Raw genomic sequence first — 16,420 nt, forward strand, 5'->3', positions numbered from 1 at the left:
ATCTCTTAAAAAAATGAAAGAATTAAGCTATTTAAACAAATATTTTATTAAATATAAATACAGTTTTTCCTTTGGAATTTTAATAACCATAATCGCACAAATTTTTTTCTTATTCACTCCAAAGCTTGTCAGTCATTCTTTTAATGTTATTGAGCAATTTTTAAAATTGTCTGATGCCGATCAAAAATCTTCCATAATAATTAATTCTTACAAGCAGGATTTAATTCACAACGTGCTGTTAATCATTGGGAGTGCAATTGTTGCAGGTTTCCTGACTTTCCTGATGCGCCAGACTTTAATTGTAATGTCGCGACATATTGAGTTTGATTTAAAAAATGAAGTTTTTAAACAATATGAAAATCTTTCTCAAAATTTCTACAAACAAAACCGTACGGGGGATTTAATGAACCGTATTAGCGAAGATGTTTCTAAAGTTCGAATGTATGTTGGTCCGGCAGTGATGTACAGCATAAATACGTTTATTCGTTTTGCCATCGTAATTTTATATATGTATAACGTTTCGCCTTTGCTTACTTTATACACCATTTTACCATTGCCAATTCTGTCTTATTGTATTTTTAAACTGAGTTCAGAAATCAATAAAAGAAGCACCACTTTTCAACAATATTTATCAAAAGTTTCTAGTTTTTCACAAGAGATATTTTCCGGAATTCGCGTAATAAAAGCATATTCTTTAGAAAATCAGCATCAAAATAATATGGTAGCTCTTGCCGATGAAAGCAAAAAGAAAAGTTTAGATTTAGCAAAAGTACAATCACTTTTTGGGCCTTTGATGATTGCCTTAATCGGAATTAGTAATTTGGTTGTCATTTATTTTGGAGGTGTTATGTACATCAACGGAACGATTAAAAATATTGGTACAATTGCAGAGTTCATCTTATATGTCAACATGTTAACATGGCCTGTTGCTTCATTAGGATGGGTTTCATCCATGGTTCAGGAAGCAGAAGCCTCTCAAAAACGTTTAAATGAATTTTTGAAAATTGAACCGGAAATTAAAAACAACAACGAAAATCCATCTACTATTCAGGGCTCGATTTCTTTCGAAAATGTAAGTTATACTTATGAAGATACCAATATTGAAGCTTTAAAAAATGTGACTTTTACAGTAAAAAAAGGAGAAACGCTTGCTATATTAGGAAAAACGGGTTCGGGGAAATCAACAATATTATCTTTAATTTCTCGTTTATATGATGTTACCGAAGGAAAAATTATAATTGATGGAAATGAAATAAGCACTTTAAACCTAAATGATCTTCGAAATAATATCGGGATTGTGCCACAGGATGCGTTTTTATTTTCGGATACCATTAAAAATAACATCAAATTTGGCAATCAAAATGCGAGCGACGAGGAAGTTATGGAAGCCGCAAAAAATGCTGTGGTTCATGACAATATCATTGCTTTTAACAAACAATATGACACTATTTTAGGCGAAAGAGGAATCACGCTTTCGGGCGGACAAAAGCAGCGTGTGTCTATTGCAAGAGCGATTATTAAGAATCCTGCTATTCTGCTATTTGACGATTGTTTGTCTGCCGTTGATACTGAAACAGAAGAGACGATTTTGAACAATTTATTTGAAATTTGCAAGGATAAAACTACGATTATTGTAAGTCATCGGGTATCTTCAGCAAAAAATGCCGACAAAATAATCATTTTGGAAGATGGCAAAATCATCCAACAAGGCTCTCATAATCAATTAATAAATCAGGAAGGATATTATGCATCGTTATATTTAAAACAACTTTCGGAAAAAGAATTACTTTAATTGTTGCGTAATAGATAAATTTTTATGATTTTTGAGTACTATTAATTCCAAAAATGATAGAACGTATTATGAGAGAAAATGACATGTTAGAAAAAGAAGAGATTTTTTCTAAAGTATTACGAGCAGGAAGAAGAACTTATTTCTTTGATGTGAGAGCTACTAAAGCAGACGATTATTATATCACGATTACAGAAAGTAAAAAATTTACCGAAGAAGATGGTTCTTTTCATTTTAAAAAACACAAAATTTACTTGTACAAGGAAGATTTTGGTGCTTTTGCCGAAATACTAGAGGAAATGACTTCATATGTCTTGAACCACAAAGGCGAAGAAGTAATCTCTGAAAGACACCAAAAAGATTTTAAAAAAGAATATGGTTCTGATAAACCTGAAGGCCAAAGATCTAGCTTTACAGATATCGATTTTGACGATATTTAGTCCAATATAACTTTTTAAAAAGTACGAGTCCAATATGTCCTGCATTTTGGACTTTTTTTATATATTTAATTTAAAAAAAGCTAACCTTGAAAACACTAACCACAAAACCACATTATTGCTTATTATTGTTTCTCTCCATAATATCAATATCCTACAGCCAAAAAACCGATTTAAATGTTGAAAAGAAAATCGGCAACATCATAAAAAACATGACCTTGGAACAAAAAATTGGTCAGGCATGCCTTAAAGGAACTTCAAGCCGAAGTAAAGGTTTATCTGAAGAACTTAAAAATGATGTTCGAAAGGGTTTAGTAGGTGCTATTTTAAATCTTACAGATCCAAATCTTGTTTTTGAAATACAAAAAATTGCAGTCCAAGAAAGTCCCAATCATATTCCGTTATTATTTGGAAGAGATGTTATTCACGGTTATAAAACCATTTTTCCGATTCCCTTAGGCTTAGCTGCTTCATGGGATATGGATTTGGTCGAAAAAATATCAAAAATCGCCGCTAACGAATCGTATTCAAGATGCATTAACTGGACGTATGCACCAATGGTTGATATTGCCAGAGATGCCCGCTGGGGAAGAATTGCAGAATCGCCAGGTGAAGATCCCTTATTGGCATCACGATTGGGAGTTGCTTATGTAAAAGGATTTCAGGGAAATGATCCTGCTGTACCCGGACAAATTTTAGCTTGTGCCAAACATTTTGCCGCTTATGGCGCTGCAGAAGGCGGACGAGATTACAACACCGTAAGCATGTCTGAATCTTTACTTCGAAATGTATATTTAAAACCTTTTGAAGCCGCAGCAAAAGCTGGAGCCGCTACTTTCATGAGTTCTTTTAACGACGTAAACGGAGTTCCGGCTTCTGGAAATCCTTTTTTACTTAAAAAAATATTGCGAGAAGAATGGAAATACGATGGTTTTGTGGTAAGCGACTGGAATTCGGTTACTGAAATGATTCCGCATGGTTTTGCAACCGATGAAAAAGATGCTGCATTAAAATCTGCCTCAGCAGGACTTGATATGGAAATGACCAGTTTATCGTATGCCCATCATTTAAAAACGCTGATTGCTGAGAAGAAAATCTCTAAAAAGCAACTGGACGAAATGGTTCGTAATATTCTACGAATAAAATTTAGAGCGGGAATTTTTGAAAACCCGTATTTTAAAGACCGCGAAAAATTTTCGTTATTAAGTGCCGATGCTTTACAAACTGCAAAAACAGCCGCAAGCAAAAGCAGCGTTTTATTAAAAAATGAGAATCAGATTTTACCTCTAAAATCGAATCAAAAAATAGCTGTAATTGGCCCTTTGGCAGATGCCTCGCGAGAACAATTAGGAACCTGGATTTTTGACGGAAATAAAGAAGATTCGCAAACTCCGCTTAAAGCGTTACAAAATAGTTTTGGCGCAAATAATGTATTTTATTCCGCCGGACTATCTCATAGTCGATCTTTGTCTGAAGAAGGTTTTGCAGCCGCAATTGCAGAAGCTAAAAAATCAGATGTGATTTTATTTTTTGCAGGAGAAGAAGCTATTCTTTCCGGAGAAGCACATTCAAGAGCCAATATTAATTTACCGGGTTTACAGGAAAAATTAATTGCTGAATTACAAAAAACAGGAAAACCAATTGTATTGGTAATAATGTCCGGAAGACCTATTACATTAGGTGCGGTTTTACCAAAAGTAAATGCCTTAATCATGGCATGGCATCCGGGAACTATGGCTGGCCCTGCAATTTCTGATGTACTTTTGGGAGTTGTAAATCCGTCAGGAAAATTGCCTGTAACATGGCCAAAAGAAGTGGGACAAATTCCTATTTATTACAATCACCCAAATACCGGAAGACCTGCAGATCCTAAAACTTTTGTGGCTATTCAGGATATTCCAATTGAAGCCTGGCAAAGTTCTCTGGGAAATAATTCTCATTATCTTGATGCAGGCTATGAACCTCAATATCCGTTTGGATTTGGATTAAGCTACACCACTTTCTCTTATGAAAATTTAAAAATCGAAAAAGCAGTTCTTAAAAATAATAATACCGAAAAATTAAACGTTTCTGCTGTAATTACGAATACCGGAAATGATACAGGAACAGAAACAGTTCAATTATACATCCGTGATATTACCGGAAGTATCGTGAGACCTATTCGAGAACTGAAAGATTTTGTACAAATCGAATTAAAACCTAAAGAATCTAAAACGGTTCAATTTTCAATTCCCGTTTCTGAGCTTGCTTTTTATAATGATAAAATGGAACTTAAAACAGAATCTGGCGACTTTAAAGTCTGGATTGCTTCACATGCTGAAAATGGTCTGGAAGGTGATTTTAAAGTGGAATAAAAATTTAGATTATGAAAAAAATAACCGTATTACTTTGTTTTTTTATTGGAGTTTTCTCTTTTGCCCAAAAAGCAGAATATGAAACTAAAACCAATATTCAATATTATAATGCTGCAGCCAACAAATCTGACAATTACATACATGAAAGATGTGTTTTGGATATTTATTACCCAAAAAATACTAAAGGATTTGCTACAATTGTCTGGTTTCATGGTGGAGGTTTAACTGGCGGAAGCAAAGAAATTCCGGAAGCTTTAAAAAACAAAGGTTTTGCTATTATTGGCGTTAATTACAGATTATCTCCAAAAGCAAAAGCCGCAAGAGCCATTGATGATGCCGCTGCCGCTGTTGCATGGGCATTTAATAATATTATTAATTATGGCGGTGATAATTCCGCAATTTTTGTTTCAGGGCATTCTGCAGGAGGATATTTAGCCTCGATGATTGGTTTGGATAAAAAATATCTTCAAAAAGAAGGAATTGATGCTAATAAAATTGCAGGCTTAATTCCGTTTAGCGGTCAGTGCATTACCCATTTTGAAATTAGAAGAGAAAACGGAATTCCCGAAAAACAGCCAACAATTGACGAATTTGCACCTCTTTTTCATGTTCGTGCCGATGCTCCTCCTCTTTTATTAATTACCGGAGATCGTGAATTAGAAATGTTAGGGCGTTACGAAGAAAACGCATATATGGCACGCATGATGAAATTAGTGGGACATAAAGAAACGAAGCTTTACGAATTAGACGGATATGGTCACGGAATGACAGAACCTGCATTTCCGTTGCTTGTAAATGAAATAAATCGTATTTTGAAAGAGAAACAAATCAAAAAATAATAATTTAAAAAAATCCACGGCAATGGAAGCAAACTTATTAATATTACCCGGACTGGGAAATTCTGGTGACAAACACTGGCAAACTTTTTGGCATAAAAAATTCGAAAATTCAACCCGCCTTGTTCAGGACAATTGGGACGAGCCTGTTCGCGAAGAATGGCTTCAACGATTGAATGAGGAAGTTGCAAAATTGGATAAACCAACTATTTTGGTTGCGCATAGTCTTGCAGTTTCATTGGTAAACCATTGGGCGGCATTAAACAGTAACAAAAATATTGTTGGTGCACTTTTGGTTGCCCCCGCCGATGTAGATTCACCTCAACACACGCCGGAGATTATTAGAAATTTTGCTCCAATGCCCATTTCAAAATTACCTTTTCCATCAATAGTTGTAGCAAGTGAAAATGATCCTTACGCGTCTTTCGAAAGAAAACAATATTTTGCTGAAATGTGGGGAAGTGATTTTGTAAACGTAGGACAAAAAGGTCACATTAACTCTGATTCTGACTTAAAATATTGGGAAGAAGGACAATTGATTCTGCAGAAATTAATTTCTAAAATAGGTCAATAAATTTAACCGCAAAGTTCGCAAAGATTTTCACATTTGAAGTTAAAAAAAAGGAAGGTTCGCAAAGCCTTATGTTATTAAACTTTGCGAACCTTGCGTAGAACCTTTGCGAACTTCGCGGTTAAATTAAGCAGAATTAATTCGTGAAAAATTAGTGAAATTCGTGGCAAACTAAACTAATTAACCAATACGCAAACCGTTTTCTATTTTAAAATCGGGAGCTAATAAAATTACGTCTCCCTCCTTGCCTATTGCACCAAGAACAAGACATTCGCTCATAAATTTTCCAATTTGTTTTTTTGGAAAATTGACTACCGATATAATTTGTCTATTTATTAAATCTTCTTTTTTGTAATGTACTGTAATTTGTGCAGATGATTTTCTGATGCCAATTTCGGCACCAAAATCAATTGTGAGTTGATAAGCAGGTTTTCTGGCTTCGGGAAAATCATTTACTTCAATGATGGTTCCTACGCGCATATCGGTTCTCTCAAATTCATTCCAGGTTAAATCCATTATTTTAAGATATTAATGTTGTAAGTATTGACTCAAATTCTATAACTTTTTTTGTCGATGAAGCTTTTAATTTTACAAATGTAAATGAATAAAGCTAACATTAAAAAAATATAAAATGGAAAATGTTTTAACGAATAGCAGCCCGTCTCTTAGAGATTTAAATTGTGATATTTCCGTACAATGTACCGATAAGTATATAGAAACAGATCCAAATGTAAAATTATATGTAAGAGATTATGGTAAAGGAAAACCGGTAATTTTAATTCACGGCTGGCCGCTTTCTAATGAAATGTGGGAATACCAAATCGACTTTTTAGTGCAAAATGGCTTTCGCGTAATTGCCTACGATCGCCGTGGTTTTGGTAAATCTTCTCAACCTTGGGAAGGCTACGATTATGATACTCTGACAGATGACTTAAAAGAAATTATCGAGCAATTACATTTAGAAGATGCTACTCTTGTAGGTTTTTCTATGGGTGGTGGCGAAGTTGTTCGTTATTTTAGCAAATATGGAGGAAAAGGTGTTACAAAAGCTGCATTGATTTCTTCTGTTGTTCCATTTTTATTAAAAACAACTGATAATCCAGACGGACATCCAAAGGAAAAAAGTGATAATACAGCCAATGCAATTAAAGAGGACCGAATAGGTTTTGTAGATAATTTTGGAAAAACCTTTTTTGGTGTAAATATTATCAACAAACCGTTAAGTACGCCATTGATGGAATATTACAGAATGTTGTGTTCTTTTGCTTCTCCAAGAGCGACTTTAAAATGTGCTGAATCTTTTTCTTATACTGATTTTAGAGATGAACTGGATTTTGTAAAAGTTCCTACTTTAATTATTCATGGCGATGATGACAAAATTGTTCCAATAGATTTAACATCTAAGAAAACAGCAGAGGCCATCCGTCAAAATACATATATTGTGTATGAAGGCGCTCCACACGGATTGTTTTACACACACAAAGACAAATTAAACTCAGATTTATTGGATTTCTTAAATTCATAAAATCTTCTATATATATCATTTCCTAAATACAATATCCAAAGAGCTATTTTTAATAATATGTCTCTTTGGATATTTTTTTTGAAAAGTTGAGAAATAGAATTGAAAAAAATTAACCGCAAAGTTCGCAAGGATTTTTTATCTGTATGTGATCTTGTAAAAATTAAAGTTCGCAAAGCTGAATCAACATACAGCTTTGCGAACTTTGCCTTTTTTATAAAAACCTAATAGAAAAATCCTTGCGAACTTTGCGGTTAAAAACAACCAGCAGTACAAAAAAACTTATGTTTGTCCTCAACATTCAGATTTTAAATTTACTTTTGAATAAAGAACTTTTACACAATGGCACAAACTTCTTCAAATATGCTTCCGCTTGGAACTTTTGCTCCGGAATTTAAATTAAAAGATACTAATTCTAATAACGTTTATTCGTTTGAAGATGTAAAAGGATCAAAAGGAACACTTGTGATTTTTATCTGCAATCATTGTCCGTTTGTGCATCATGCATTACCGGAAATTATTATGATCGCTAATGATTATCGTGTACAAGGAATTGGAGTAATTGCAATTTCCAGCAACGATGTAAAAAAATATCCGCAGGATTCCCCGGAAATGATGACAGAATTTGCTTTTCAGAATAAAATAGATTTTCCTTATTTATTTGATGAAAGTCAAAAAGTTGCCAAAGCTTATGACGCCGCATGCACACCCGATTTTTATTTATTTGATAATTTAGATCGCTTATTTTACCGTGGTCAGCTTGACGATTCAAGACCTAATAACGGAATTCCGTTAAGTGGAAGTGATTTACGAAGCGCCATTGATGCCCTTATTTACAACAGAAGTTTAAACGAAACTCAAAAACCAAGTATTGGCTGTAGTATTAAGTGGAAATAAAATTTTAGCTTTTTTAGAAAACTTTTCCTATATTTGCAGATCAATAAACATTTCTCATTGTGAGTACTATAAATATATTTACAGCTACATCTTTGTTGTTTTCTTTGAAAAGAAAACCGCTTGCTGCTGCATTTATTTCACATAGTAAGGCCTTTATTAATTAGGCCTCCGTCTATTTCAATTTCTTCTTTCAGGCGGAGGATTTTTACCAAAAAACGAATCATTTATTTTATTTGAAAGAGTAAATTCTCTCTCAAATAATTTTCTGGTTCTTTCAATTAAAATTTTTCACAACATTCATTAGCCTATCTCGGATGCAATATGCATTTGAAAACAATTTAAGCTTTATCAGCCTATCAATCAATTATTCAAGTTTAAAATTCAATAAATAATACATATCATTATGAAACCAACACCCACTTTCTGTAAAACAGATTATCAGTTTCTAAGAGAACTGATACTAAAAAGTAAAAATTCAACAAACACAAAAGAAGCCAATCAGCTTTCACAAGAATTAGATCGCGCAGTTATAAGTAAAGAAAGCGAATTAGATCATTCTGTTGTCAGAATCAATTCGCATGTTACAATAGAAGATGTCAAGGCAAAAAAACAAATGAAAATTCAAATTGTTTTACCTTCTTTATCTGATGTGAAATCGGGAAAAATTTCAATTTTAGCACCTTTAAGTGTTGCTATTATTGGTTTTAAGGAAAATGACGAAGTCGATTGGGAATTGCCTGCCGGAATAAAAACTTTAAAAATAATTGATGTAGACAATACGGCTGTACATCATTCTTAAATTTTAAAACACCTCATTTGTGAAGGTGTTTTTTTTGTTCTCAACTAAAATAAAAAAAGCATCCCGTTTAAAGAATGCCTTTCTAAATACACTTATAATTGGGATGTAATATAGTTTGATATCGAAGCCATTTGAACATCATCTAAATGTGCTTTCTTCTGCATCCTTGTCAAAATTGGCTTCCATTCCTCCTGACTAAATTTCTTTGGCTCGTAAAGTTTGTGGCATCTTGCGCAACTGTTATCATAAAGGTTTTTTCCTTCCGCCAATTCAGGTGTTAATTCTGTGGCTTTAGTTTCGGTAACCGTAGGTGTAGTTGCTACAGCAGGAACCGATTTTTTAGTTCCGCATGAAACTAAAAGTAGAGTTACAGCGGTTAGGATTAGGATTTTTGCTTTCATTATTTTGCTTTAATTTTTGAGTAAATATAAAAAAATCCCACTCGGCTGGCGAATGGGATTATTATTTAAAACAAAACTAAATTGTTTTTAAGCTTCTTATTTTACGTCCATTAATTCAACGTCAAAAATCAAAGTTGCGTTTGGTGGAATTACACCTCCAGCACCTGCAGCTCCATAAGCTAAATCAGATGGAATTACAAAACGAGCTTTGTCTCCAACTTGTAATAAAGCGATACCTTCGTCCCATCCTTCAATAACCTGACCCTGACCTAATCTAAATTCGATTGGTTTTTTTCTTGGGTAAGATGAATCAAACACTTTTCCGTTTTCTAATGAACCTTCGTAGTGTACAGAAACTGTTTTACCTGCTTCTGCCTTTTTACCGTCTCCTTTATTGATCATTTTGTAACGTAATCCGCTTTCTGTTCTGTCAAATCCAGCAGCTAATTGCTCCATTTTAGCTTCAGATTCAGCTTTTAAGGCAGCGTCTCTTTTTAGACGTGCACCTTTTAAACCAACAAAAGCTTCAATAGCATTCCATTTTTCAGCTTCTTCACCAACTCTGATGATTTCTACTGCATCAAGATTATCACCTTGAGCAACAGCATCAACAACGTCCTGACCTTCGATTACGTGACCAAAAACAGTATGTTTTCCGTCTAACCAAGAAGTTGGAACGTGAGTGATATAAAATTGTGAACCATTACTTGCAGGACCTGAGTTTGCCATAGCTAAAACTCCCGGACGATCGTGTTTTAAACTTGGGTGAAATTCATCATCAAATTTATAACCAGGATCTCCAGTTCCTGTTCCTTTAGGACATCCACCCTGAATCATAAAATCAGGAATTACTCTATGAAATGTTAATCCGTCATAGAATTTTTGTCCCTGTGGTTTTACTTTATTTTCCATATTTCCTTCTGCAAGAGCTACAAAATTCCCTACGGTTCCTGGTGTTAAGTCGTGTGTAAGTTTTACTAAAATCGAACCTTTACTAGTATTGAATTTAGCGTATATTCCGTTTTCCATGTTGTAATTTTTAATTTTGATTGCAAATTTACAAATTAATTCTGTATCAACTTGTGCTTTCTATTTTTTAGTCCCGAAGCGTCGGGATGATTTATAAGTAAGTCCGTAAACTGTAAAGGCCAATAAAGACAAACCAACACAACCAATACTTACGGCGTGCCATCCTCCTAATTTCCATAATAATAATCCGTATGCAGATCCTGCAGCCGTTCCTAAAAAGCTAAACGACATAAATACGGTATTCAGTCTGTTTCTGGCTTCTGGAAGTAGAGAATAAACACGGGTTTGGTTTGAGATATGAACGCCTTGAATTCCTACATCAATAAATACAATTCCGATCGCAATACCAATTACGCTTTCTATTGAAAAATAAAAGATTATAAAACTAATCAATATTAATAAACACCCATAACCCACAGCTACTCTTGAACCTCCTTTATCACCTAATTTCCCCACTAAAGGTGCCGCTAAAGCTCCTGAAGCCCCCACAATTCCGAATAAACCAATTGTTGCACTATTAAAATGGAAAGGTTCTCCGGAAAGCAGCAATACCATTGTAGTCCAGAAAGCACCAAATTGTGCAAAACTAAATACATTAATCATGGTAGCTTCGCGCAAAACCGGCTGGGTTTTTATAAGGGTAAAAAGTGACTGAATTAACTGTCCGTAAGTTCCCTGAAACTGAGGTTTATTAATGGGGAATTTATTCTGAATTACAAAAAAGATCAAAAGACAAATTCCGGCTGCGATATAAAACATCGATCTCCAACCCAAAACCTGACCAATGAATCCGCTTAAAGTTCTTGAAAGTAAAATTCCGACCAATAAGCCGCTCATAATAGTTCCAACAACTTTTCCTCGTTGTTCCTGCGCACTTAATGAAGCCGCCAATGGCAAAATAAGCTGTGGGACTATTGAAGTGATTCCTATTAATAAAGAAGCTATTTGCAAAAGAAAGAAACTCTTTGCTGTTGCAGCTAAAATTAAGGCTATTACCGACGCAAAAGTGGTCATCAAAATTTGTTTTTTACGCTCGATTTTGTCACCTAACGGAACCATGAAAAATAAACCAATTGCATATCCGGCTTGTGTAAGATATGTTATGGTCCCTGCATTGGCTTCCGGAATTTTAAATTCGTTGGCTATTAAAACAATTAAAGGCTGGCAGTAATAAAGATTTGCAACTATAAGTCCAGTGCAAACTGCCATAAATAAGACATTCGTTTTGGATAAATTCATTTTGCAAAAATACCAATCTAATTTTAACCAAGACTTTAAAAATTGTAAAAAATTTTCAAATTCAGAATCAAATCAGAGATTGATTTTAAAGATTATATTGATTTTTAAAACTTTATGATTTCATAAAATCTTCCCGCATCGGGCTAAATACATCTGTTAAAAGTCCGCTTTCGAGACAAACAACACCATGAATTGCATGTGGCGGAATATAAAAGCTGTCACCTTCTTTTAATGTTTGAGTAACACCAGAAATTGTAACATCGAATTTACCACTTGAAACATAAGTTACCTGAGAATGATAATGTTCATGTAAAACACCTATTCCACCTTTTTCAAAATGAACATTTACCAGCATTACTTTATCATCATAAGCCAGTATTTTGCGTTTGATTCCTTCACCAACTACTTCCCATTCAATATCATCGCCTTTTATAAATTCTTTACTTGTTCCGAAACTTTGCATATTATTTCTGTTTTATTCCTACAAAAATAAGGTTTCTAAATGAATTATTCTAAAGCAATTCTTTGGAAATAAAATCATAGCTGGTTTTTATAGACTCAAAAGAATTTGGATTGTAATTATTTTCCTGTTCAACAAAAAAATGCTTCATTCCTGATTGTTTTGCTTCCTTAAAAATAGTTTTAAAATCAATTGAACCTGAACCAACTTCGGTATTTAAAGCTTGATTTAATTTGTCCATATCTTTAACATGCCACATTTTAAAACGTCCGGGATTTTCCTTAAACAATTTTAATGGATCATTTCCTGAACGAACAACCCAATATAAATCCAACTCAAAATACACTAAATCTTTGTCAGTTTCTTTTAGTAAGATTTCATATCCGGTAATTCCATCCTGTTTTTGAAATTCAAAATCATGATTATGATACGCTAATTTTAAGCCTGAAGATTTGCACATTTTTGCTGCTTCATTTAAACGTGACGCTATTGTTTTAAAATCTTTTCTAAATGGCTCATCAACCCAGGGAATTGTCAAATACTCGCTTTTTAAAACTTTTGCTGCTTCAATTGCCGCAATAAGCTCTATGGTGTTTCCATCATATAAAAAACTTCCTAAATTATAATGTCCGCTTACGGCTTTTAATTGATTTTCGTCTAAGATTTTTTTAAGTGCTGTTGGCGAAATTCCCCAAAACTGATCTTTTATAGAAAATCCATAAGTTTCAATATTTGTATAACCCGCAGCAGCTACTTTTTGCAAGGTAGATTTTACATCTTTCGAAATTTCATCTCGCAATGTATATAATTGTAAACCAATTTCTTTTTTGTTCATAGTAAAAGCTAAAGATGGCATCGCTAAAACTGCTGCAGTAGCTAAACCGGAATTAATAACAAAAGTTCTTCTGGAAATCATCTTATCTTTTTTAAGTAAAAATAATCTTTTAAATAAAATTTTTAATTAAATTGACTTTCAAAATTACATATAAAATCCTGAAGCGCAACTTCTGTTTCTTCGTTTATAATTTTTCCTTCTTCATTAATTTTTCCACGGATGCCCTGAATTAAAAGTTGTGTATTATCCAGAAATTTAGCTTCGAGCGTTTTCATTATAAGCAATAATTGCTTGTGCCCCATTTCTCCAGAACCCGAAGCGGTTATTAATCCAATATTTTTATTTGAAAAAATAGTAGTCGAAACACACCATTCTAAAGCATTTTTTAAACTTCCCGGTAAACTAAAAACATATTCGGGAGTACAAATTAGTACGCCATCTACCTCATTTATTTTATTCCTAAAAAAAGCAACATTCTCTGGTGGATTCTCATTATCCAAATCAGGATTAAAATGTGGTATTTCAGTCAGCTCTTCAAATATTTCAACTTCGAATTCAGATTTTATATGTTCCGAAATGTATTTTAAAATTTTGTAGTTGCTTGAATTTTTTCTGGTACTGCCGGTTATTGCAAGAATTTTTGTTTTTTTTGAAATCATAATTTCTATAAAAATAGAGTCTTCTAGATTAATTCCTTAAAAATAAACCTTTCATCATAATCTATTTCAAATTTGTCTAGAAAATCGATATATTCTTCCCTAAATGTTTTCTTTTGATGATGTAATTCTTGATTTTGAATATAATTTACAACGGCATTTAATTGAGATTTACTGTATGAAAATGCACCATAACCTTCCTGCCATTCAAAATGATTTTTTAAAAAATTGTTTTTATTAATCCACTTTGAAGAATCTTGCTTAATATGTTTCATCAAGTCAGAAATTGACTGAGCAGGTCTGATTCCAACTAATATATGGATGTGATCTGCAACACCATTTATAGCTAAAAGTTTATGATTGTTACTTTTTATAATTCCTGCTATGTATTTGTATAGTTCATCTTTCCAATCATTACTTATTATAGCTTGCCGAAATTTTACTGCAAAAACAAAATGAATATGAATTTGAGTGTATGTATTTGCCATAATATGTAGTCCCTACGGGACAATTTGTGATCGGATTATTTTTTTTTCTACCAATAGATAATTCCTAGCGGAATATTGAATTATAAAAAATCATTTTATGCTCATTGGTAGATTAGATTGCAAATATATTTAATTTGAAAGAATAAAACTACTAAATTATTGCTGTTTTTAGCATCTCACTAGTATGTTCCATCACAACCAAAAATATTGATCCAAAAAAGAAATTAAAACCAAAACATTTGTCCTCAAAGATCGTATGAAAAACATGTTTCATTAGGAACAAAATATTGGTGATTAAAAAAATATAAGCAAAGACCATTCTCTAACATATCGTATGAAAAACATGTTCCGTTAGAAACAAAATATTGGTAGCAAAAACATAAGCAAAGACCATTCTCTAACATATCGTATGAAAAACATGTTCCGTTAGAAACAAAATATTGGTAGCAAAAACATAAGCAAAGACCATTCTCTCACAGATCGTATGAAAAACATGTTCCGTTAGGAACAAAATATTGGTAGCAAAAAAAGTATTTAAGCAACACGATTTTGTCCCGTAGGGACTACATAATTAACAGATAACAAAGATTAGATGAAATTAACGGCAAAATATTTACGTTCAAAATTCAAATATTATATATTTTCAAAGTTCTCAAATATTACTTTGTATCTTTGCCGCTTAGAAAATATTGAAGAAAAATGCGAATTGATATTATTACGATTTTGCCGGAATTATTAAAAAGCCCGTTTGAGGCTTCGATTATGAAACGTGCCATCGACAAAGGTTTGGTTGAAGTTCATTTTCATAATTTGCGAGATTATACGACTAACAAACAAAAAAGTGTAGACGATTATCCGTTTGGCGGAGGCGCCGGAATGGTGATGACCGTTCAGCCAATTGATGCTTGTATTACTCATTTAAAAAGTGAGCGTCAATATGATGAAATCATTTATATGTCGCCAGATGGAGAAACTTTAAACCAAAAAATGGCGAATACAATGTCAATGTATGAAAATATTATCATTTTATGCGGACATTATAAAGGTGTAGACCAGCGTGTTCGTGATCATTTTATTACCAAAGAAATTTCGATTGGTGATTATGTTTTATCCGGAGGAGAATTAGGCGCTTTGGTTTTATCTGATGCTTTAATTCGATTAATACCAGGAGTTTTAAGTGATGAAACTTCGGCATTGACAGATAGTTTTCAGGATAATTTACTTTCCGGACCTATATATACAAGACCCGCAGATTATAAAGGATGGAAAGTTCCGGAAGTTTTAACCAGCGGTCATTTTGCCAAAATTGACAAATGGCGTGAAGATATGGCGTATGAACATACAAAGAACAGACGCCCGGATCTGTTAGAATAAATTCCAAATTTTTAAAATTCCAAATTCCAATTGATCAACTAGTTAAAAGATTAGAATTTGGAATTTTACTTATATTGTAATTTGACGTTTTGCATTGGAATTTGGAATTTTAAAAATTTGGAATTTGAATTTATTTAACTACATTTGCACCCGAATTAGACTAACCTCTGGCGAGATCCGTGAATGTTGCTCTATTATAAAAAACCATAATTTAAGATATCATGGCAGATTTAATGAAATTCGTTCAAACCGAATTAGTTGCTAAAAAAGATTTCCCTGTTTTTGGAGCTGGAGATACTATCACAGTTTTCTACGAAATTAAAGAGGGTGAAAAAACAAGAACTCAGTTTTTCAAAGGAGTTGTTATTCAAAGAAGAGGTTCTGGTAACACAGAAACTTTTACTATTCGTAAAATGTCTGGTGCTATTGGTGTTGAGCGTATCTTCCCGGTAAACTTACCAGCTTTACAAAAAATTGAAATCAACAAGAAAGGTGCTGTACGTAGAGCTAGAATTTTCTACTTCAGAGAACTTACTGGTAAAAAAGCTAAGATTAGAGATAAAAGAAGATAATCATTTATCTCTTTGTTATAAAAAAACTCGTTTCATATTATTTGAAACGAGTTTTTTTTATGCTTACTTTTTTAAAATAACAAAACAGCAATATTTTAATATCAAAATCATCGAATTAGCAATTTAACGTTGCCGAAATAACAATTTGATAATTCCTGTAT

At 33.1% G+C, this 16,420-nt stretch carries 18 protein-coding genes; 10 read left to right on the forward strand and 8 right to left on the reverse strand.

The genetic code is table 11. From position 1 onward, the window contains the following. The first annotated feature begins 13 nt into the window (after window positions 1-13). From RT99_RS19530 to RT99_RS19550, 5 genes are all read left to right on the forward strand, one after another. Window positions 14-1,792 carry an ABC transporter ATP-binding protein gene (locus RT99_RS19530; RefSeq protein ID WP_042566417.1) on the forward strand — a complete coding sequence of 593 codons (1,779 nt, stop codon included), beginning with the start codon at window positions 14-16 and terminating at the stop codon, window positions 1,790-1,792. Window positions 1,793-1,860: 68 nt separating this feature from the next. Continuing rightward, a complete protein-coding gene (locus RT99_RS19535) occupies window positions 1,861-2,229 on the forward strand; it encodes a PUR family DNA/RNA-binding protein (RefSeq protein WP_026981839.1) in 369 nt (122 codons plus the stop codon). An 86-nt stretch (window positions 2,230-2,315) separates the two neighbouring features. Beyond that, window positions 2,316-4,580: a beta-glucosidase BglX gene (gene bglX / locus RT99_RS19540; protein ID WP_082036987.1), complete on the forward strand. Its 2,265-nt coding sequence runs from the start codon at window positions 2,316-2,318 to the stop codon at window positions 4,578-4,580. Between the two features lie 11 nt (window positions 4,581-4,591). Next, entirely contained in the window at window positions 4,592-5,419 is an 828-nt protein-coding gene (locus tag RT99_RS19545; protein WP_042566419.1) for an alpha/beta hydrolase, read from the forward strand. Window positions 5,420-5,441: 22 nt separating this feature from the next. After that, complete coding sequence (locus RT99_RS19550) at window positions 5,442-5,990, forward strand: alpha/beta hydrolase (protein ID WP_042566420.1); 549 nt, start codon at window positions 5,442-5,444, stop codon at window positions 5,988-5,990. A gap of 177 nt (window positions 5,991-6,167) precedes the next feature. Here RT99_RS19550 and RT99_RS19555 read toward each other — a convergent pair whose 3' ends face one another. Continuing rightward, window positions 6,168-6,503: a tRNA-binding protein gene (locus RT99_RS19555; protein ID WP_042566421.1), complete on the reverse strand. Its 336-nt coding sequence runs from the start codon at window positions 6,501-6,503 to the stop codon at window positions 6,168-6,170. A gap of 115 nt (window positions 6,504-6,618) precedes the next feature. Here RT99_RS19555 and RT99_RS19560 point away from each other — a divergent pair, with 115 nt between their 5' ends. From RT99_RS19560 to RT99_RS19570, 3 genes are all read left to right on the forward strand, one after another. Beyond that, entirely contained in the window at window positions 6,619-7,512 is an 894-nt protein-coding gene (locus RT99_RS19560) for an alpha/beta fold hydrolase (RefSeq protein WP_042566422.1), read from the forward strand. 339 nt (window positions 7,513-7,851) lie between these two features. Continuing rightward, the gene (locus RT99_RS19565) at window positions 7,852-8,406 is read left to right on the forward strand and encodes a thioredoxin family protein (RefSeq protein WP_042566423.1); all 555 of its coding nucleotides are present in this window, start codon (window positions 7,852-7,854) and stop codon (window positions 8,404-8,406) included. Between the two features lie 403 nt (window positions 8,407-8,809). Continuing rightward, a complete protein-coding gene (locus RT99_RS19570; protein WP_042566424.1) occupies window positions 8,810-9,205 on the forward strand; it encodes a GreA/GreB family elongation factor in 396 nt (131 codons plus the stop codon). Between the two features lie 92 nt (window positions 9,206-9,297). On the opposite strand, the gene RT99_RS19575 is transcribed toward RT99_RS19570, so the two are convergent. The 7 genes from RT99_RS19575 to tnpA all read right to left on the reverse strand — a co-directional run bounded on the left by RT99_RS19575 (window position 9,298) and on the right by tnpA (window position 14,313). Beyond that, on the reverse strand, window positions 9,298-9,606 hold the full coding sequence (locus RT99_RS19575) for a c-type cytochrome (protein ID WP_042566425.1): 309 nt from the start codon (window positions 9,604-9,606) through the stop codon (window positions 9,298-9,300). A 96-nt stretch (window positions 9,607-9,702) separates the two neighbouring features. Next, a complete protein-coding gene (locus RT99_RS19580) occupies window positions 9,703-10,635 on the reverse strand; it encodes a peptidylprolyl isomerase (protein WP_042566426.1) in 933 nt (310 codons plus the stop codon). A 60-nt stretch (window positions 10,636-10,695) separates the two neighbouring features. Further along, complete coding sequence (locus RT99_RS19585) at window positions 10,696-11,844, reverse strand: MFS transporter (protein WP_242607231.1); 1,149 nt, start codon at window positions 11,842-11,844, stop codon at window positions 10,696-10,698. 142 nt (window positions 11,845-11,986) lie between these two features. Then, window positions 11,987-12,337, reverse strand: coding sequence for a cupin domain-containing protein (locus RT99_RS19590; RefSeq protein WP_042566428.1), 351 nt, complete (start codon window positions 12,335-12,337; stop codon window positions 11,987-11,989). A gap of 49 nt (window positions 12,338-12,386) precedes the next feature. After that, the gene (locus RT99_RS19595; protein WP_042566429.1) at window positions 12,387-13,250 is read right to left on the reverse strand and encodes a sugar phosphate isomerase/epimerase; all 864 of its coding nucleotides are present in this window, start codon (window positions 13,248-13,250) and stop codon (window positions 12,387-12,389) included. A gap of 41 nt (window positions 13,251-13,291) precedes the next feature. Beyond that, window positions 13,292-13,828 (reverse strand): NADPH-dependent FMN reductase, encoded by a 537-nt coding sequence (locus RT99_RS19600; protein WP_042566430.1) that lies wholly within the window; start codon window positions 13,826-13,828, stop codon window positions 13,292-13,294. 23 nt (window positions 13,829-13,851) lie between these two features. Beyond that, window positions 13,852-14,313 (reverse strand): IS200/IS605 family transposase, encoded by a 462-nt coding sequence (gene tnpA / locus RT99_RS19605; RefSeq protein ID WP_042566431.1) that lies wholly within the window; start codon window positions 14,311-14,313, stop codon window positions 13,852-13,854. A 699-nt stretch (window positions 14,314-15,012) separates the two neighbouring features. On the opposite strand from tnpA, the gene trmD reads away from it, so the two are divergent. Together trmD and rplS are read left to right on the forward strand one after the other, a co-directional pair. Further along, window positions 15,013-15,687, forward strand: a complete 675-nt coding sequence (gene trmD / locus RT99_RS19610) for a tRNA (guanosine(37)-N1)-methyltransferase TrmD (RefSeq protein ID WP_042566432.1) — start codon at window positions 15,013-15,015, stop codon at window positions 15,685-15,687. 221 nt (window positions 15,688-15,908) lie between these two features. Beyond that, window positions 15,909-16,259 carry a 50S ribosomal protein L19 gene (rplS, locus tag RT99_RS19615; RefSeq protein ID WP_042566433.1) on the forward strand — a complete coding sequence of 117 codons (351 nt, stop codon included), beginning with the start codon at window positions 15,909-15,911 and terminating at the stop codon, window positions 16,257-16,259. The last annotated feature ends 161 nt before the right edge of the window (window positions 16,260-16,420 follow it).

Origin of the sequence: Flavobacterium sp. MEB061, assembly GCF_000834715.1 — a bacterium.
In the GTDB taxonomy this organism is placed as follows: Bacteria; Bacteroidota; Bacteroidia; order Flavobacteriales; family Flavobacteriaceae; genus Flavobacterium; species Flavobacterium pectinovorum.